General features: G+C 62.1%; 15 protein-coding genes. 6 read left to right on the top strand and 9 right to left on the bottom strand.

Going from position 1 to position 17,695, the window contains the following annotated elements; all coding sequences use genetic code 11:
- Positions 1-4 precede the first annotated feature (4 nt).
- Positions 5-580, top strand: a complete 576-nt coding sequence (locus tag VJX68_RS19450) for a hypothetical protein (RefSeq protein ID WP_324096258.1) — start codon at positions 5-7, stop codon at positions 578-580.
- A gap of 270 nt (positions 581-850) precedes the next feature.
- On the opposite strand, the gene VJX68_RS13655 is transcribed toward VJX68_RS19450, so the two are convergent.
- Genes VJX68_RS13655 through ggt form a run of 3 tightly spaced genes read right to left on the bottom strand, consistent with a single transcriptional unit; the run spans position 851 to position 5,280 of the window.
- On the bottom strand, positions 851-1,849 hold the full coding sequence (locus VJX68_RS13655; RefSeq protein WP_324096257.1) for a lysylphosphatidylglycerol synthase transmembrane domain-containing protein: 999 nt from the start codon (positions 1,847-1,849) through the stop codon (positions 851-853).
- Positions 1,827-3,563, bottom strand: a complete 1,737-nt coding sequence (locus VJX68_RS13650; protein WP_324096256.1) for a phospholipid carrier-dependent glycosyltransferase — start codon at positions 3,561-3,563, stop codon at positions 1,827-1,829. The genes VJX68_RS13655 and VJX68_RS13650 overlap by 23 nt, the downstream gene beginning before the upstream one ends.
- A 31-nt stretch (positions 3,564-3,594) precedes the next feature.
- Positions 3,595-5,280, bottom strand: coding sequence for a gamma-glutamyltransferase (gene ggt / locus VJX68_RS13645; RefSeq protein WP_324096255.1), 1,686 nt, complete (start codon positions 5,278-5,280; stop codon positions 3,595-3,597).
- 97 nt (positions 5,281-5,377) lie between these two features.
- On the opposite strand from ggt, the gene VJX68_RS13640 reads away from it, so the two are divergent.
- Positions 5,378-6,196: an enoyl-CoA hydratase-related protein gene (locus tag VJX68_RS13640; protein ID WP_324096254.1), complete on the top strand. Its 819-nt coding sequence runs from the start codon at positions 5,378-5,380 to the stop codon at positions 6,194-6,196.
- A 77-nt stretch (positions 6,197-6,273) separates the two neighbouring features.
- On the opposite strand, the gene VJX68_RS13635 is transcribed toward VJX68_RS13640, so the two are convergent.
- Positions 6,274-6,762 (bottom strand): universal stress protein, encoded by a 489-nt coding sequence (locus VJX68_RS13635; RefSeq protein ID WP_324096253.1) that lies wholly within the window; start codon positions 6,760-6,762, stop codon positions 6,274-6,276.
- Between the two features lie 119 nt (positions 6,763-6,881).
- Between VJX68_RS13635 and VJX68_RS13630 the strand changes: the two genes are divergently transcribed.
- From VJX68_RS13630 to VJX68_RS13620, 3 genes are read left to right on the top strand one after another with little or no spacing between them, the layout of a single operon-like run.
- Positions 6,882-7,256, top strand: a complete 375-nt coding sequence (locus tag VJX68_RS13630; RefSeq protein ID WP_324096252.1) for an Hsp20/alpha crystallin family protein — start codon at positions 6,882-6,884, stop codon at positions 7,254-7,256.
- Between the two features lie 28 nt (positions 7,257-7,284).
- A complete protein-coding gene (locus VJX68_RS13625; RefSeq protein WP_324096251.1) occupies positions 7,285-9,807 on the top strand; it encodes a Lon protease family protein in 2,523 nt (840 codons plus the stop codon).
- 45 nt (positions 9,808-9,852) lie between these two features.
- Positions 9,853-11,256 (top strand): nicotinate phosphoribosyltransferase, encoded by a 1,404-nt coding sequence (locus VJX68_RS13620; RefSeq protein ID WP_324096250.1) that lies wholly within the window; start codon positions 9,853-9,855, stop codon positions 11,254-11,256.
- Between the two features lie 13 nt (positions 11,257-11,269).
- Here the strand turns inward: VJX68_RS13620 and VJX68_RS13615 are convergent, their stop codons facing one another.
- The 4 genes from VJX68_RS13615 to VJX68_RS13600 form a co-directional block, all read right to left on the bottom strand.
- A complete protein-coding gene (locus VJX68_RS13615) occupies positions 11,270-13,447 on the bottom strand; it encodes a hypothetical protein (protein ID WP_324096249.1) in 2,178 nt (725 codons plus the stop codon).
- Between the two features lie 31 nt (positions 13,448-13,478).
- Entirely contained in the window at positions 13,479-14,330 is an 852-nt protein-coding gene (locus VJX68_RS13610) for a class I SAM-dependent methyltransferase (protein ID WP_324096248.1), read from the bottom strand.
- Positions 14,327-15,199 carry a glycosyltransferase family 2 protein gene (locus VJX68_RS13605; protein ID WP_324096279.1) on the bottom strand — a complete coding sequence of 291 codons (873 nt, stop codon included), beginning with the start codon at positions 15,197-15,199 and terminating at the stop codon, positions 14,327-14,329. The genes VJX68_RS13610 and VJX68_RS13605 overlap by 4 nt, the downstream gene beginning before the upstream one ends.
- 122 nt (positions 15,200-15,321) lie before the next feature.
- A complete protein-coding gene (locus VJX68_RS13600) occupies positions 15,322-16,386 on the bottom strand; it encodes a 3-deoxy-7-phosphoheptulonate synthase (RefSeq protein ID WP_324096247.1) in 1,065 nt (354 codons plus the stop codon).
- A 241-nt stretch (positions 16,387-16,627) separates the two neighbouring features.
- On the opposite strand from VJX68_RS13600, the gene VJX68_RS13595 reads away from it, so the two are divergent.
- Positions 16,628-17,260 (top strand): anti-sigma factor, encoded by a 633-nt coding sequence (locus VJX68_RS13595; RefSeq protein ID WP_414643486.1) that lies wholly within the window; start codon positions 16,628-16,630, stop codon positions 17,258-17,260.
- A gap of 12 nt (positions 17,261-17,272) precedes the next feature.
- Here VJX68_RS13595 and VJX68_RS13590 read toward each other — a convergent pair whose 3' ends face one another.
- Positions 17,273-17,410, bottom strand: a complete 138-nt coding sequence (locus VJX68_RS13590; protein WP_324096245.1) for a hypothetical protein — start codon at positions 17,408-17,410, stop codon at positions 17,273-17,275.
- Positions 17,411-17,695: the final 285 nt, after the last annotated feature.

Here is a 17,695-nt window from a genome sequence, read left to right as displayed (position 1 = left end):
GCCTTTGCGCCTCGAACTGGGCTGCCACTATTTACCTGACCCGCTCAAGGGGATCGTCTGGTTCGCGTTTGACGCGTTGTCAAAGACGGTCACCGCCGAGGCCGGCTGCGGACCTGTTCCAGCCGGAGTAAAGACCACCCTCAACTTGCACTTCTTCTTCGGCAAAAGTTGCGCGCCACAGGTCGTTCCACCTGCCGGGAACGCGAATATTGGGGAGTTCGTCACCGTTGCCGGCGGGTTACCGAAGACGATCGGCGGTCCACTCTTGGCAGGATTGCTGAGAGTAAATGTTTGCTTTTTCACCTTGCCTACTTTCACGTTGCCGAAATTCTTCATCGGCGGGGTGATCTTCAAGACGCCGGCACCCTGGGTCGGTGTCGCTGTGGGCGTCGGGGTTGCGGTTGAAGTCGCGGTAGCGGTCGCCGTCGGCGTCGCGCCGCCCGGGACATTCAACGACACCGTATCGATCGCAAAGTCGCTGCAGTCGCCCGTGCAGCTCAGGGCTGGGGACACGAATTGTAGCAAAGTGCAGCAGTACCCACCTGTTGTTGTTCTGGGATTGTTCCACCGCTACGGGTAGCTTCGTTCCGTCAAAAACTATTTTCAGCCGGAAATTCGATTCCACGAGATTTCGGGCGAGTCCGTTGGGTGTATGTCCTGACGGTTAGCCATGCCGCAGAGTAGCACAACAAATCCGCGATGGTCAGGCTAAAAAGGGCATCCCGAGACGCGGGCTGGAGCAAAATCTTGAATCGCGCGCAAAAGAGGGGCGGTGTACAAAGACCCTCATCTGTCTCGTCGCCCTAACAGGGCGAGGAGACAGCGATCGGAACCGATGTTGGGTTTCACGTTAGCCTAAGTGACTTAGCGTCACTTCGACCGGCGCGGGCGTTGTCACGAATGCGATCGCGCCTGTCAGACCGCCGACCATTGTCGCAGCGAACCACAACAGTCCCAGGGCGATGGCGTCTTCTTTTCGCATTCCAGCCATTCCGAACAGCACCAGGTAGGCCGATTCGCGAATCCCCAACCCATTCAACGTCAGCGGCAGGCTCGCAAACACGTTCGCAATCGGGACGCAGAGGATAAACAGCGAGAGCGGCACCGTCATGCCAAGGCCGGCGGCCAGCAGGTACTGGCAGATGGCCAGGGTTATCTGCAGGACCATCGACAACGCGATCGACGGAATCAGCGCCGCCGGATGATGGAGATACGGCGCGACAATTCCGCCGGCGCGGCGTAAAGGCCGCGGCATCAGATGAATCAGGCGCGCGACGAGCGGCGCCGCGAGAAATCCCGCGAGCGTGATCGCACCGACTGCGATTGTCGGCGTGACGATCGACGATGGAATCGGCGCGAAGTTCAGAAATATCGCCGCAGCCGCCGCCAGCCAGAACAATCCGAGCAATCCCACACCGCGATCCGCGACTACGGACGCAATCGCCTCGCCAATCCTGCCATGCCGCCGTCCGAGATAGACGGATCGCGCCGCGTCGCCGCCGAGCAATCCCGGCACGAAGAGGTTCGTGAACATGCCGACGAATATGTACGCGAAATACTCGCGGTACCGGCCGTGAACTTTCAGGATCGCTGCCAGCAATTGCCATCGATACGCGCACATCGCCTGCCCCGCGAGGTAAAGCGCTACCGCCGCGACAAAAAAAGCCGGGCGTTCGCGACTGAGGATGCGAAAAATCGGCCGCGCGTCGTAATGCGTCAGCAGAATGGTGACCACCGCCACTCCCAGCCCCGCACGCATCGCGAACGCGCGATACGGATGCGCCGGCCGTGCCGCCGGTGCGGCCGCTGGGGTCGACGCGGCCTGCTCAGTTGACGGTGATTGGCTCACGGCGCGAGATTCGTTCACGTCGGACAATTGCGCGCTTCTTTCCTTCGACTGCGATCAGGTCGAACTCGCCGAAGCGCTCCTTCATTCGTGCGAGATCGCCGGCGTCTAGCACGACCACGACCCGGCCCGGCTGCTCCCAACGCCGAAACATCTGCTCGTCGTTGTTCATGAACCATTCGGGCGCGTCCGGATCGAGCCGCGAGCCGAAGTCGAGTTCAGTGCGCCCGCCGACGAGCACGACGCGCTTGCGATTGTAGAACGGCAGCGACTGAACGTAGCGATGGTAACAGATGATGTCCGCGTCGGGCGCATCCGCGGCGATCGCGCGGCTGAGTGCGGCGTACGAGCGCATCGGCTCGGTCTCGAGCCGGACCCATCCGCCCGCAATCAACACAACCGCCAGCGTGACGACGATCGCGCCAAGTCCCGCAGCCGTGCGGCGCATAACGAACATCGACGTCGTGACCGCGCCGCCCACAAGCAGGAGCGCGCCGATCGCATACATCGCGGGCCGTGCCGCCATCACGTACGGAGTGCGAAACTGCGGCGCCGCGAGCGCCGCGACGATTATGCCTGCGCCCAACAGCGCGAGCATCGGACCGCTTTCGAGGAGAATCCGCGAATCGGGTGGACGCCGCGCGGCGGGCGAGCCGGCGGCAGGCCATGCGCATGACACGAGTCCGTCGGCGATCAGCACGGCGATGGGAGGGACGGCGGGCAGGATGTACGGGATAAGCTTTGCGCTCGCGCATGAGAAGGCGACGATGGTGACGCCGGCGGCGATCACGCAGAAGCTGCGCGCCGGGTTGCGCGCGGTCTCGCGCCAGGTGAGGAACGGCACGAGCAGCGACCACGGCAGCAGTCCGATCGCCAGCACAGGGACGTAAAAGTAGAACGCTTCGCTGTGGCTGTAGTCGGTCTCGAACGCGCGCCGCAGATGTTCGCCGATGAAGTAGAAGTCGGCGAAGCCCGGCTCGCGGATCGTCATCGCGATGAACCACGGCGCCGCAATCAGAGTCGTGAGCAGAAAACCGGGTATCGCGCGGAACTTCGCGATGGCGCCGCCAAGTTCGCGGTTGAAAGCCAGCCAAAGCAGCATCGAGAGAACTGGCAGTGCCGCGCCGACTGGGCCCTTGGTCATAACGGCCAGACCCATGGCGACGTACGCGAGCCAGCACCAGCGACCGCCTTCATGCCAGTGCAGATAAAGCGAGAAGGTCGCGATCGTCACCAGCGCAGTGAGCGTCATGTCGGTGGTGAGCACTTGCGCCATCAACGCGTACAGTGGCGTCGTCGCGAGGATCGCGGCGGCGAGAATCGCGTGGCGGCGGCCGAACGCGCGCAGTGTGAAGAAGTACGCCGCGAGTATTCCGGCGATTGCGGACAGTGCGACGGGGAGCCGCGCGGCAAATTCCGAGACGCCGAAGATCCAGAACGAGATGGTAGTCAGCCAGTAGAGCAGCGGCGGCTTTTCGACATAGGCGACGTAGTTGAGATGCGGCACGAGGAGGTTGCCGCTCTGCAGCATCTCGCGCGCGATCTCCGCGTAACGCGCCTCGTCGGGCTCCCACAGACCGAATGAACCGAGATGAAACATGCAAACCGCGAGCGACAGTGCGAGGATCGCGGCGAGGTCATACGCGATCGGCGTCGCAGGCGCCGACGGGGCGGCGATGGCTGGCGAAGAGATTTCGTTGCGAGCGATTCCGGACACGAGGGTTGAGTCTAACGTGCCGGGGCGATGGCTAATAGCCGATGGCGCCGCCGCCTTTGCGCGGATCGAACGCGCCGCGGAGATTTGCCGGCGCTATCGTGATCGCGCCGACGGCACCTAGATTCGGCACGACCTTGAGCTTGTAGCCCATCTGCTCGAGCGCGCTGCGGGTCGCCGGGGGCATCGCTTGTTCGACGATCACGATGTCGGGCGCGGCCTGCTCATGAATTCGCGGCTCGGCGACGGCGCTGGCCGCGTCGAGATGGAACGCTAGTATGTTGAGCGCGACCTGCAACACGCCGCTGACGATAGTCGGGCCGCCGGAGCCTCCCGTCGTCATGACAGGCACGCCGCTTTTGGTGACGATTATCGGCGTCATCGACGAGAGCGGGCGCTTGCCGGGCCGCACCTCGTTGGCGCGCTCGCCTTCGAGGTGGTACGCGTTGGGCACTCCGGGTGCGACGGCGAAATCGTCCATCTCGTCGTTGAGGATAAGGCCGAGCGCGGGCACGCTCATCTTGGCGCCGAAGACGGTGTTGATAGTGGTGGTCAGCGCGACGACGTTACCGTCCTTGTCCACGACGAGGAGGTTCGAGGTGCCGTGATCGTGCGCTGCGGGCGGCGGCCGCATTTCCTTCGGATGCAGGGCGCGCTCGCGCAATTGCTGGATGTTGGTATCGGAGAGCAGCTTTTGGACATCGACTCCGATGAAGTCCGGATCGGCGTATCGCTCTCGATCGATAAAACCCTGGCGCATCACTTCAATCAGGCGCGCGAGGTACGGCGGCGAATTGACGCCGAGACCGGCGAGATGGCCCGAGTCGAGCGCGCCGAGCATCTCGAGGACGACGCCGCCCGAGGACGGCGGCGGCATCGCATAGACTTCGTAACCCTCGTAGCGGCGGCGAATAGGATCGCGCCAGTCGGGCCGATAGTTGGTGAGGTCGGCGGCGCTCAGGAGTCCGCCGCGGGCTTTCATGAACGCGACGAGCGCGGATGCGACTTGGCCGTGATAGAAATTCCTGACCGGATCGTCGCAGAGGCTCTTCAGCGTCGCAGCTAGATTCTTTTCGACGATCATGTCGCCGGCTTTGGGCGCGGAGCCGTCGGGCTTCAGGAAGACCTGGCTCAGCCCGGGATCATTTTTCAGCTTCGATGCGAGCTGCGCGATTTCGCCCGCCAGATGTGGACTCGCGGCATAACCGTCGCCGGCGAGTTTCTCCGCTGGCGCTGCGATTTGCTGAAACTTCATCGTACCGAAGCGTCTGAGCGCGGCGTCGATGCCCGCGATCTCGCCCGGCACAGCCACCCCCAGGATTCCGTCGCGCGCCAGATCCTCGTCGGGCTTGCCGTTGCGCATGTACATGTCGGGGCGGGCCTGCAGGGGCGCGGTTTCGCGATAGTCGAGCGCGTAGAAGGCGTGGGCCTTCGCAATATAGATGAGCATGAAGCCGCCACCGCCGATTCCGCACGCGGCAGGATTGGTGACGCCGACGGCCAGCGCGGTGGCAACAGCGGCATCGACGGCGTTGCCGCCCTGCTTGAGAATCTCGACGCCGGCGCGCGCGGCGTCCTCGCTTTCCGAAACTACCATTCCATGGACGCCGACCGCGGAGGTGTCGGCCGCATACGAAGGCGTCGCCGTAAATAGTGCCAGGGCGACGACGCAAACTTGGATTCCGCGTGGCATCAACATCACGGCTTTACTAACAGCCATCGCGGACGGATGAAAGCAGGTCTGAGCGGAATCGCGTGGCGTTAGATTTCGCGATTGGGAAGTGCTTTGATCGCAGAGCCAACCGGAGGAAGAAAAAATGGACTTCGCTGAAATCATTTACGAGAAGAAGGATCGCGTGGCTACGGTTACGATGAACCGGCCTGAGAAGATGAACGCGTGGACGCCGAAGATGGGCGCGGAGATGCGTACCGCGATGCTCGACGCCGAGCGCGACCCAGCGATCGGTGCGATAATCGTGACTGGCGCCGGGCGTGCGTACTGCGCGGGTGCGGACATGGGAGCGCTCTCGAATATCGCGGCGGGACACGCGGGAGCGCGCAGTGCCGACCCGCCTGATGAATGGCTGGCGGTGCAACGCGTCGATTACCGCACGTCGTACTCGTGGCCGCTGGCGCTCAACACGCCGGTGATCGGCGCGATCAACGGCGCGTGCGTCGGCTTGGGCTTCACCACGTGTCTCTACCAGGATATCAGGATCGCATCGGAGAACGCGCGGATGGGGTTGATCTTCACGCAGCGCGGGCTTGCGATCGAGCACGGCAGCAGTTGGATGCTGCCGCGAATCGTCGGGCTGGCGCGCGCGACGGAATTGGCGATTACGGGCAGGCTGGTCGATGCGAACGAGGCGCTCGAGATGGGGCTGGTGAATCGCGTTGTGCCGCAGGACAAGCTGATGGCGACGGCGCGGGAGATAGCGTCGGGAATCGCGACCAAGTGCTCGCCGCTCGGCGTCGCGCAGGCGAAGAAGATGATCTACCAGCATCTGTTCACCGATCTCGCCACGGGCGTGCGCGACGACGACGCGTCGATGGAGATGATGACGCGGTCGGAGGATTTCAAAGAGGGCGTGAAGGCGTTCGTCGAGAAGCGCGCGCCGAAGTTCACGGGGAGGTAGCAGGGTAGCGACGTGGTGCTGAAGCCCAGAACCCTCACCCAACCGCTCCCGTGAAATAACGGGCGAGGGATCAGAAACTACTTGTCGAGGGGGTGCTTGAACTTGCGATCGGGGTGGCGAATCGTGAGCACCGGGCAGGGCGCCTTTTGCACGACGCGCTCGGCGACGCTGCCCATCAGGACGTGCGCCAGGCCGGTGCGGCCGTGGGTGCCGAGCACGATCAGGTCGGCATTTTCGCTTTGGGCGGTGTGCAGGATTTCCAGGAATGGCGAGCCTACCTTGAGTTGAACCTTTACCTTGAGGCCGGCGCCGCGCAGGTTGCCCGCGATCTTGTCGAGCTCCTTCTGCGCGAGCATCCGCTGCTCTTCCGCGATACGGCCCATCGCGCCGACGTCCATCGCAGGGCCGAGTTCCGGCGTCATCATTACCGGCGCGAGCGGCTGATCGACGTGCAGGAGCACAATCTCAGCCGAGAACTTTTGTGCGAGTTCCTGGGCGAAGCTGAGCGCGAGGTTCGAGTCTTCGGAGAAATCGGTGGCGGCGATAATTTTTGAAAAGGTTGGCACACGGAAACCATAACGCCGGGACGGCAATCGTGGCAAGGGACGGTTGAGCCTCGCGCGGACTCGACCTGCGCAGTGGCGCTGCATTACAATTTGCGCGAAATCGTGGGAAACTGACGCCTATGGCAAGCAGCCGCGGATTAGTTGCAGACTTCGAGCGCGCCTTCGAAGAGTTCTTCGACGAAATGTTGATCGACCGCTGGAAGTGCGCAACGCACGCGGTTGAATTCGAACGCGCGCAGGTTATCGACCATCCCGACCGTTACGAAGTGCGAGTCGTGGCGGTCGGCGTCGATCCAGCAAAGATACAGGCCGAAGTCTCCGGCCAGCGGCTGGCAGTTCGGGTGCCGGACAAACTCGGCGGCACGCTCGAGAGTTCATTTGCGTTCTCCGACTCGATCGACGGTGAAGCCTCGACCGCGAAGTGGTCCGAAGGCACGCTGGTTATCACGCTGCCGAAGAAGAAAGGCCGGCGAATCGCGCTCAAGGCTTCCTAGTCGCCGCGCCGCGAACGCCGCTAGCATCATGACTGACAAGGGCGACCTCATCGCTACCGACGCCAGCGCCGCGCTGATTCATGTACCGCCGCCGGTGGAGCTTGCCGCTTCCGAACTCAAGGCACTGGTGCCGCTCGATGCGGTCTCGCTGGAGCGCGCGGCGGCCGCCGATGGCGACGCTGAACTATTCGGGCAGAGCCGCGCGCTGGATGCGATACGGCTCGCGATCGGAATCGATGCACCCGGCTACAACGTTTTCGTTAGCGGCCTGCGCTCGCGGCATGAGCGCGAAACGGTACTGCGCATCCTCAACGAAAAAGCCGCGACGATGCCGACGCCCGGCGACTGGGTGTACGTCAACAATTTTCGCAATCCCGAATCTCCCGTCGCGATTTACCTGCGGCCCGGCCAGGGCGTCGAGCTGCGCGTCAAGATGACGGAGCTGGTCGGCTTTGTGCTCGAGCAATTGCCGAAAGCCTTTCGGCGCGAGGACTTCGACCAGGAGCGCGCGGCGCTGCGCGACAAGTACAACAAGCGCGCGCAGGAGCTGTTCGGCACGCTCGAGACGCGGGCGCGTGAGCGCGGCTTCGCGATCCAGAGCACGCCGGTCGGGCAGGTGATTTTCATCCCGCTGATCGACGGCAAGATGCCCGAGTCGCCCGAGGTGCTCAACAAGGCGATGGCGGCGAAGACCGACGCCGAGCGCGAGCAACTGGCCAAGGCGCAGGGCGAGCTGCAGGACGAACTGGCGACGTTGACGATGCGCCAGCAGGAAATGATGCGCGAGTTGATCGACGACATCCGCGCGATCGAGCGCGCGTTCGCGGCGCGGCTGATCACGCCGTCGACAGAAGACTTAAAGCATCACTTTAACAATCCGGCGGTTGATGCGTACCTCGACGAAGTCGCGCGGCACATGCTCGGCAATCTCGATCGATTCCGCGAGCAGCCGCCGGCCGAGCAGGGCCCGAGGCCGCTGACGATCGAGGAAGGCGCGCGATGGTTCGACTACCAGGTCAACGTGATGGTCGACAACTCTGCGACGCGCGGAGCGCCGGTGGTTCTCGAGGACGCGCCGACGTATCGCAACCTGTTCGGCACGATTGAGCGGTGGCTCGATCCGCTGGGGCGCTCGGGCACCAACTTCACGCGCATCATCGGCGGGTCGTTTCTGAAATCGCACGGCGGTTTTCTCGTGTTCGATCTCGAGGATGCGGTGGTCGAGCCCGGCGTCTGGAAAACGCTCAAGCGCAGCCTCAAGTCGGGGCGCATGACGCTCGAGACTTTCGAGCCGCTGCCGTTTTTCTCGATGAGCGGACTCAAGCCCGAGCCGATCGAGATTCACAACAAGGTCGTGACGCTGGGCGGCGCGTACCTTTACAACCTGCTCTACTTTTACGATTCAGACTTCGCGGACTTGTTCAAGGTGAAAGCCGAGATGCGGCCGTCGGTGGCGGCCGACGGCGCGGCGGCGGCGCATTATGCGGCGCGCGTGGGAGCCCTGGCGCGCAGGGAGAATCTACCGCCGTTCGAAGCCGGAGCGCTCGCGAAGATCGTGGAGTTCGGCATGCGGATGGCGGGCGACCGAGCGCGATTGCTCGCGATGCTCGAGCCGGTCGACGATCTCGCGCGCGAATCGGCGTACTTCGCACGCAACCAAGTGGCGCAGCGCGTGACGGCCGCGCACGTCGAGCGGGCGCTTGGCGAACGGATGCTGCGGCTCAATTTTATCGAGGAGGAAATCCGCAGACTGATCGCGGAAGGCACGCTTATCGTCAATATTCGCGGCACCAGCGTCGGACAGATCAACGGCCTGGCCGTGCTGGACGTCGGCGGTTATAGCTTCGGGCGGCCGTCGCGCGTGACGGCGACGGTGGCGCTGGGACAGGCGGGCGTGATCAACATCGAGCGCGAGGCGCGGATGTCGGGATCGACTCACGACAAGGGAATCATGATCCTGAGCGGATTTATGCGCGCGCGATTCGGGCAGCAGCATCCGATCGCGATGACCGCGAGCATCTGCTTCGAGCAATCGTACTCCGGAATCGACGGCGACAGCGCCAGCTCGACCGAGTTGTACGCGCTGATGTCGGCGCTGTCGGGCGTACCGCTACGCCAGGATCTCGCGGTGACGGGTTCGGTAGATCAATACGGCACTGTGCAGGCGATTGGCGGCGTCAACCAGAAGGTCGAGGGTTTCTACCGCGTGTGCAAGGCGATTGGCCTGACCGGCACGCAGGGCGTGCTGGTGCCGCGCACGAATGTCGCAAACCTGATGCTCGATCCGGAGACGACCGGAGCAATCGAGCGCGGCGAATTCCACATCTATCCGATCGATACGATCGATCGCGGCATCGAGACTCTGACCGGTGTGCGCGCGGGAACGATCGACCAGCCCGGCACGATCAACTATCTCGTCGATCAGCGGCTCAAGCGGATGGCCGACATCCTGCGCGAACGCCCAGTCGGCGAGACTCGCGTCGTGCAGGAGCCCGCCCCAAGCCCGCCCGCGCCTAAACCGCCGCCCGCACCGCCGGAGCCTCCGCGCTAGAAGGGTGGCGCCGCGTTGGTTGCGGATGAGCAGGAGACATCGCGGATGCCGATAGATCTCCGACTCGACCCGGCTGAGGTCGCGCTGTTCACCGATCTCTACGAGCTCACGGTCAGTGCGGCGTTCTTCGAGCACGGGTTTAACGACACTGCGTCGTTCGAAGTCGCAATGCGCCGGATGCCGCCGGGGCGTGGCTTCATGGTCGCCGCCGGAATCGAGCGGCTGATTGAGGCGCTAGAGGAATATCGTTTCGATGGCGCCGCGATCGAGCATCTCGAGTCGCTGCACCTCTTCAAGCCGGCCTTTCTGGAATTTCTGTCGAAGCTCCGCTTCACCGGTTCGATCCGCGCGCTTCCCGAAGGCACGATTTATTTCCCGGGCGAGCCGATCGCCGAGATTCGCGCGCCGCTAATCGAAGGCCAGCTCATCGAAACGCTGGCGCTCAACCAGCTCGGCTTCGCTTCGAGCGTCGCGACCAAGGCGGCGCGATGCTTCGCCGTCGCCGGCGGCAGGCGGCTGGTGGACTTCGGTCCGCGCCGCGCGCAGGGTGCGGACGCGTCTCTGATCGCGGCGCGCTCGAGCTATCTCGCGGGTTTTCATGGCACCGCCAACGTGCTCGCCGGCAAGCGTTACGGGATTCCGGTTTTCGGCACGATGAGCCACAGCTTCGTCATGGCGCACGAGCGCGAGCGTGACGCCTTCAGCGATTTCGTCTCGAGCTTCCCTACCCTCAGCACGTTGCTCGTTGATACTTACGACACGGCGCGCGGCGTCGAGAATGCGGCCGCGGTCGCCGCCGCTGTTCGCGAGGCGGGCGTGAAGATTCAGGGCGTGCGGCTGGACAGCGGCGACCTGCACGAACTCAGCCGCAAGGCGCGCCGGATTCTCGATCAGGCCGGCTTCGGCGATATCGCGATCGTCGCGAGCGGCAATCTCGACGAATACCGAATTGCGGAACTCGTCGACGCCGGCGCTCCGATCGACGCGTTCGGGGTCGGCACCGCGCTCGCCGTCAGCGACGACGCGCCGGCGGGTGACTTCGTCTATAAGCTCGTCGATCACAAGGATCGCGGCCGCCTCAAGACCTCGGCCGGAAAGGTTTCAACGCCGGGCCGCAAGCAGTTGTTCCGCGGTTATGCGCCGAGCGGCTCCTTCTTCGCCGACCTGGTCGGAATTATGGACGAGGGCACGACCACGGTCGCGCGCGAGTTCAAGCCGATCGCGTCGAAAACGGTTCAATTGATGGAGACCGTGTTCGACAAAGGCCGCCGGATCATGCCCCGTCCCACGCTCGCCGAGGCGCGCGAGCGCGTGATGAACGGGCTGACGGCCCTCGACGCCCGCTACAAGGCGCTGCGGCGGCCCGCGGAATTTCCGGTGCGGCAGACTGCCGCGCTCAGCGCGCTGGTGATCAGCGAAAAACTGCGCGCGCAAAAGCGCCAGGATTGAATCGCGCCGACGGCTAAGGACTCGGCGGTCCCAAGCCAGCCAGTACGCCCGCGACAAATGGCGTCGTCCGCTCGGGTGGCGGCGAATCGCGCAGCTTGCGCGCGGCGGCGGCGAGATGCGCAGCTTCGAAGGTCACGAGCAACGGCTTGATGACATCGAGGCGCGGACGCGAATCAGGCGTCCATCGCGTCGGTCCGGGATAATCGATCTCGGACGCGCTCGCACGGTAGCGCTCTATCAGCGGTCTCACTCCCTCGTAAGAGCCTACGACGATGATGCCTATCCTACCCCCGGGTGCAGGGCCGATTGCCCAGTCGAAATAGGCGTGGGGAGCAGGATCGACGAGCCAGTCGCGCGGGAGGAGATCGAGATGCTTGAGTTCAAGGGCCGAAAGTTTCGAGAGGTCGTGTCCCTCGGCGAGATACTTTCCGGCGGCCTCGAGGATCGCATCGAAGCGCAGCGCGTCGGCGCGCGCTTCGACCTGCGCGGCTGGAAGTTTGGCATACACGGCGAACGAATCGCGCGGGATTTTGTAAAGCCACACGCCTTTCTCGTTCAGTCCTGCCACTCCGAGCGAATCGAGCGTCCGCTTGAAGGTCTCAAAATTAGGTTCGATCGGATCCGCGATTACTGCTTGCACTCCGAAGCGAGCGATGTAGGCCTTCAACTGATCGCCAGCCTCGGGCAAATCGATCCCGCTGTAAAAGTATTTGACCACCGGCATTCGAATGAATTCGAACGGTGTGGTCGTGGTCCATCCGCCCGCCATCCTGAAGTACATGTCGCTCCGCGCCTGCCAGAACATGCTTTTGCCGCTGTCAGGGAACGGCAAGGGCAAAACGATCTCGCGCGGTTCAAGTTCATTTGCGTAAACTCGGTCGGTGAAAAATGCGGGAATGGAAAGCCGGCTTATCCAGAAAGAAGGAACCGGATTTGGTGCAAAGAACAAACCGACCATCAGAGCAGCAAAACATTTTGTCGATGGCCGTGCCGGCGCGTCAGTGAACCAGATAGCCGCTATCAGCGAAATCACGAGCGAGGCGTAGATCGCGAATCTTGCCGTTAGGGCGCTCGATATCACAGGCAGCATAGTGAAGAGTGCCCACGGCATCGGAACTGTCGCACGTCCCGCCACGCGCAGTGCAGGTCCAAACGAAGCGACGACTGCAATCGCGAGCATCGCAATCAGAAACCTGCCAACCGGCGTGCGCGACTTCATCCGGCGGTATGCTTCGATCACGATGAGCAGTGGGATTCCTATGTATACGCCGTTCTCGTAGAGATCGCCGCTGAACTTTTCTGTTATCGCGCGCGAAAATCCGAAGGTGCCGAGGAGATTTACCTCGGTTGGAACGAAGAGATTGAGCAGGTCGCCGGTGAACCTGGCGGGCGGCCAAGCCTGCGGACCTGCAGAGCCGCGCGCGAAAAGGTAGTAGAGGTACGGGGAGACCACAAGCATCGCAATTGCGTAAGCCGCGGCCAGCGAGCCGATCAAGCGAATCAGTCGCGCGCGCGTTTCGCCGTCGAAGAAAATGAGCGCGACCAACAGCGCAAATCCGCCGAAGACGGTCATGGTCGCGAATAGCTCGATCCCGCAAAGAAATTGCACTATCACAAGCGAGGCAATCTCGAGCGTGAAACGCCGCACTGAGATTTCGCCATCCAGGCGGCGAAGTCCCACCAACACGGCAAGAGGAATTGGGAAGGCGAATATCAAATTCAGATGGCCGCCCAGCATCTGACCCAACATGTACGGCGAGAAGCCGAAGATGTAACCGCCGAGGACCGAAGGCCAGAACGCGCCTGTGACGCGGCGGCATAGCAGGAATGCGGAAAGCGCGGCGAGTGGAAGCGCGATGATACAGAGAATGTTGTAAGCGGTGGCCTCGCCGAGCGTGCGCCCAATAGGAATCGCGATCCATGCCGGGAGCGGTACGAACGCAGACCACGCGAGATTGAATCCGCGCGGCGCCCATACCATGTCAGTCATGAAGGGGTTAACGCGATTGGCAAGTGCGTACCGCCACCATCGAAGGAACCACATGTAGATCCACGGATCGGCTTCGCGCCCAATGAAATAGCCGGGATGTGCGGCCAGACCGCGATCGAGCAAAAGAACCGCTAATGCGAAATAAAGCGCAAACGCCCTGAACGACTGCGATCGATGATGTGCGCGATCCTGCGGACTCATCGGCGGGAATCCCGGCCGAAAAACCGCCGACTCATCGTTTACGCGCGACAACGTACATGATGTCGAAGAAGTTCAGATAGATTGGCCACTCGCCGATGCCAAGGCGCTGGATCAGATCACCGACCAGCGGACTACCGTGTCTCTGATCGAATACTCCATATGCCATGCTCTTCAGACTCCGGTAGAAGCCGCAGTGGCGTCGATAGATCACTTCGAAGCCAAATCTTTCAAGCAGAGTCCCAATGCTGGCAAGAGAAAAATAATGCGCATGGGTCGGCGGATGCATCAGCCGCCACTTGGTCCGCCTCATCCGTGCGTTAAGGCTTCCAAAGTCTCCGGTTGTGATGGCGAGCAACGCGCCTCTATCCATGTGTTCCGCCAGCTTGGCGATGTACAAGTCCGGGCGCGCAAGATGCTCGATCGTGTCCCACATGCATACGACATCGAAATCGCGCGCATCAAGGTCATAGTTCAGAAGATCCGCGCACACAACATCAAGCCCCAGTTTGTCCCTGGCGTAACTCACAGCTGCGGCGGATACGTCGATGCCCTCGACTGAATCGAATCGGTGCCTGGCAACATCCAGGAAGAAGCCGTAAGCAGAGCCCACTTCGAATAGACGGCGATGCCGCTGGGGACTCATGAGCGAGTCAAGGACTCGCAGCCGCGAGAGGAAGTTTCGCTGCGTCACCTTCCGGTCGGAGACGTAGTCCTGGTACTCTTCGCCGGCGAAGTAGCTTTCAGTGTAGAGAGTGGCCAGGTCCTGATCTGTCGTTTCAGCCGGTGCAAAAGCATGGGCACATCGCTTACAGCGAAGCAGGCCCCCGAAGATTGCTTCAGTCGAGGAGGCCTCGCAGACCAGACACTGGCCGGACGCGCTCAACTCAGCTCTTGCTCACAGATAAAGCGTGGACGTTGTTTGACCTCAGAGTAGATCTTTCCGATGTACTCGGCGACCAGACCAATGATCATGATTTGAAGTCCGCCGAGCGCGTAGATGGGAAGGACCGTGGACGCCCAGCCCGGGACAACGTTGCCGCGCACCGCGCTCACCACGACGAACACGCTGAGCGCGAGAGCAACCAGCGTGATCAGAACGCCGCCGATCGCGATCATTCGTAACGGCACCACGCTGAACGAAGTGATTCCATCGAGCGCAAGCCCGATCATCTTCGTCCAGGAGTAGTGAGTGGTTCCCGCAAAGCGCTGGTGCACGTCGAAATCGACTACTTCCGACTGGAAGCCCATATTCGCGAAGATGCCGCGAAGGAACAGGTTGACCTCTTTGTAATCCGCCAATGCGTCCAGGACCCTGGAGGAAACCAGGCGGTAGTCGGGATGGTCTCTGAGCACGCCGGTTCGCATCGACTTCATCAACCAGTAAAAGGCGGATGTGCCCAGCTTCTTTGAAAGCGAATCGGAACCGGAGGTTCGTCTGATTCCGTTCACTATATCGGCGCCATCTCGATACTTGTCGAGGAAGGCATAGATGGCATGTTCGTCATGCTGCAAGTCGGCATCCATCGAAATCACACAATCGGCGCGATTCCTGACGCTGAGAAGACCGGCCAGTACTGCATTCTGATGACCGAAGTTCCGCGCCAACTTCAGCGCTTTTATCTGCCGGTCGGCCTGGTTGAGCTCGCAGAGCAGACTCCAGGTCCCGTCGATGCTGCCATCATCGACAAAATAGAGGAAGCTCTCGGTCGCGACCCGTCCCTTTTCCTTAAGGTCGCTCAGCACGGCTCCCATCCTGCGAGCCGACTCGCGTAGGACGAGTTCCTCGTTGAAGCACGGCACTACGATCGCTAGACGCGGCCGAGTTCGCTCTGGGTCGGGCGCTATCGGTGGGAGGGAGTTAAGATCGTCCTTTATCACTGAGGCAGAGCCGCGCTATTTGCGCCCAGTGCGGCGGCGGCGTTGAGGAGGCAGCGCTCGGTCGTTGGCCAATCGATGCACGGGTCGGTAATTGACACGCCGTACTTGAGCTTCGTGCGATCGGAGCTGGGCGGCTGGCTACCGGCTTCGATATTGCTCTCGAGCATCGCGCCCATGATCGCGCCACTGCCGGCACTTACCTGGTCGACCAGCGTGCGCAACACTTCGGGCTGCCTGGTGAAGTCCTTGCTGGTCTGCGCGTGCGAGCAATCCACCATCACGCGCGGCTCGAGCGCGGCGTCGGCGAGCATCTTGCGGCACTCCTCGATGCTAGCGGCGTCGTAGTTCGGCTTGCGTCCGCCGCGCAGCACGATGTGTGTATCGGGATTTCCCGAGGTGCGAATCACCGCAGACATTCCTTCCTGGGTGATACCGAGAAAAGAATGCGGCCGGCGCGCTGATTGAATCGCGTTGATCGCGACCTGCAGATTTCCTTCGGTCGTGTTCTTGAATCCGACCGGCATCGACAATCCACTCGCCATCTCGCGATGCGTCTGCGACTCGGTCGTACGCGCACCGATCGCAGCCCACGCGACGAGGTCCGCGATATACTGCGGCGTGATTGGATCGAGCAGTTCGGTCCCCGCCGCGAGCCCCAGTCGGTTTATCTCGATCAGCAAGCGTCGCGCGATACGCAATCCTTCACGCATGTCGCAACTGTCGTCCATGCGCGGATCGTTGATCAGCCCCTTCCATCCCACAGTCGTGCGCGGCTTCTCGAAATACACGCGCATGATGATGTAGAGCCGATCCGAGGTGGTGCCCTTCAACTTCGCAAGGCGGCGCGCATAGTCAATCGCCGCGTCGGGGTCGTGTATCGAACACGGCCCGACGATACACAGCATCCGACGGTCGCGACCCGCCAGGATTTCGCGAATGGTCTCGCGCGCCTCGACCACCGTGCGCGCAATGCCCTCGTCCACCGGCATCTCGTTCTTGAGGAGATGCGGCGCGATCAGCGGTTCCGTGGCGAGAACGTGAACGTCCTGAATTCGACGCATAGTTAATCGTTATTTCTATAAGAAAGGGCGCGGCTAACAAAGCCGCTACCCATTGGGCATAATACCGTCGGATCGAGTCCTCGGACCTGACACACATGTCATGCAGAATGTCGTGCGGAGTGTCGTGATAGAGCAGGGCGAACCGCAGCCGAGTTCAGAAGGGCGTACCAGCGGCGAACCGCCGCTGATCGACCGGCCGCCGCGCCTCCTCCGCGTCAGGCTCTGGCAGGCAATCGCTGGGATGTCCGTCGCTATCGCAATCGCCTCGCTTATCGTGATTTCCGAACTCGCCGGCTCGCTCGCGCGGCGCACCAACTATGTGAACCGTCGCGTGGCGGCTCTGAATGCGACCGTCCGCACTCTGCGCCGGCAGACGGCGGCCGAGCAGCGCAAGCTCGGCTCCGAGCGCGAACGCGCGAGCGAGGGCGAGGTGTTTGAAAAAATTCTCTTCGCGCCGGACCTTCGCACAATCAAACTCGCTGCGCCTGGTGAGAAGGACAAGGAAAAAGATAAATCGATCGCGCTATCCGGCGGTCCCGACCTTCCCTCCGGAACACTTGCGATGAGCGAGTCGGCCGCGGGTGCGATGCTCGAAGCGACCGGACTCAAGCCAACCGGCCCCTTCCAGGTTTACCGTATCTGGTGGATGCCCAAGCGCGGCGCGCCCATTTGGGCCGCGGATTTCCTGGTCGCCGACGACGGCCTCGCGACGGTACCCTTGGATTTGCCGTCCGGGCGCGAGAAAAGACTGTCGCTTATTGTCACGCTGGAAGATGAATCGTACAGCGATGCTCCCGCGGGTCCGATCGCACTCAAAGCGGAATCTTCGCCGTTACCGGGAAGCGCGCAGAGCGCGCGCAAATCGCGGCACTGAGAGCGGAATCGATCAGTCGGCGCCGATGAACTCGAGCAGGAGGGCAAACCCCATGGCGCCGACTGCGACCATCTCGGTGGTCGGGTCGGTGTTGTTCCACAGGTAATAAAAGCCGAAACCGAAGGCCGTCAGGCTGAGTAGTCGTCGCATCGAGGCGTCCTTTTCTACTGAGTCCCCTCCGATATTCACGAGGCGCGCCAAACCTGACGAAACAAGTAGCCAAATAGCGCAGCCAAGTAGCTAAAGATAATAATATGAACGCCTGGACTAATGAAAGAGGGCATCAGCGTTTACGTTGCCGGGGACTTTTTTCTCTCGGGGGCTTTACAGCAATCATCAATGTGCTAGATTGTTTTTGCGGCGGCGCTTTGCGGCGCGGCCTGTGGAAACTTCACTTCCGAAATCCTCACATGCCCGTTGACACGGACCGGATTA

This window comes from Binatus sp. (SeqCode), assembly GCF_035272065.1.
Classification (GTDB): domain Bacteria; phylum Desulfobacterota; class Binatia; order Binatales; family Binataceae; genus Binatus.
The sequence above is the reverse complement of the archived record's forward strand: the minus strand, read 5'-3'. Positions and strand labels throughout refer to the sequence as shown.

Coding starts and splice junctions, on each gene's coding strand:
- ggt (WP_324096255.1), bottom strand. CDS start 5,280: ATGGCTGTTAGTAAAGCCGTGATGTTGATGCCACGCGGAATCCAAGTT.
- VJX68_RS13640 (WP_324096254.1), top strand. CDS start 5,378: ATGGACTTCGCTGAAATCATTTACGAGAAGAAGGATCGCGTGGCTACG.
- VJX68_RS13630 (WP_324096252.1), top strand. CDS start 6,882: ATGGCAAGCAGCCGCGGATTAGTTGCAGACTTCGAGCGCGCCTTCGAA.
- VJX68_RS13625 (WP_324096251.1), top strand. CDS start 7,285: ATGACTGACAAGGGCGACCTCATCGCTACCGACGCCAGCGCCGCGCTG.
- VJX68_RS13620 (WP_324096250.1), top strand. CDS start 9,853: ATGCCGATAGATCTCCGACTCGACCCGGCTGAGGTCGCGCTGTTCACC.
- VJX68_RS13615 (WP_324096249.1), bottom strand. CDS start 13,447: ATGAGTCCGCAGGATCGCGCACATCATCGATCGCAGTCGTTCAGGGCG.
- VJX68_RS13605 (WP_324096279.1), bottom strand. CDS start 15,199: ATGGGAGCCGTGCTGAGCGACCTTAAGGAAAAGGGACGGGTCGCGACC.
- VJX68_RS13600 (WP_324096247.1), bottom strand. CDS start 16,386: ATGCGTCGAATTCAGGACGTTCACGTTCTCGCCACGGAACCGCTGATC.
- VJX68_RS13595 (WP_414643486.1), top strand. CDS start 16,628: ATGTCCGTCGCTATCGCAATCGCCTCGCTTATCGTGATTTCCGAACTC.
- VJX68_RS13590 (WP_324096245.1), bottom strand. CDS start 17,410: ATGCGACGACTACTCAGCCTGACGGCCTTCGGTTTCGGCTTTTATTAC.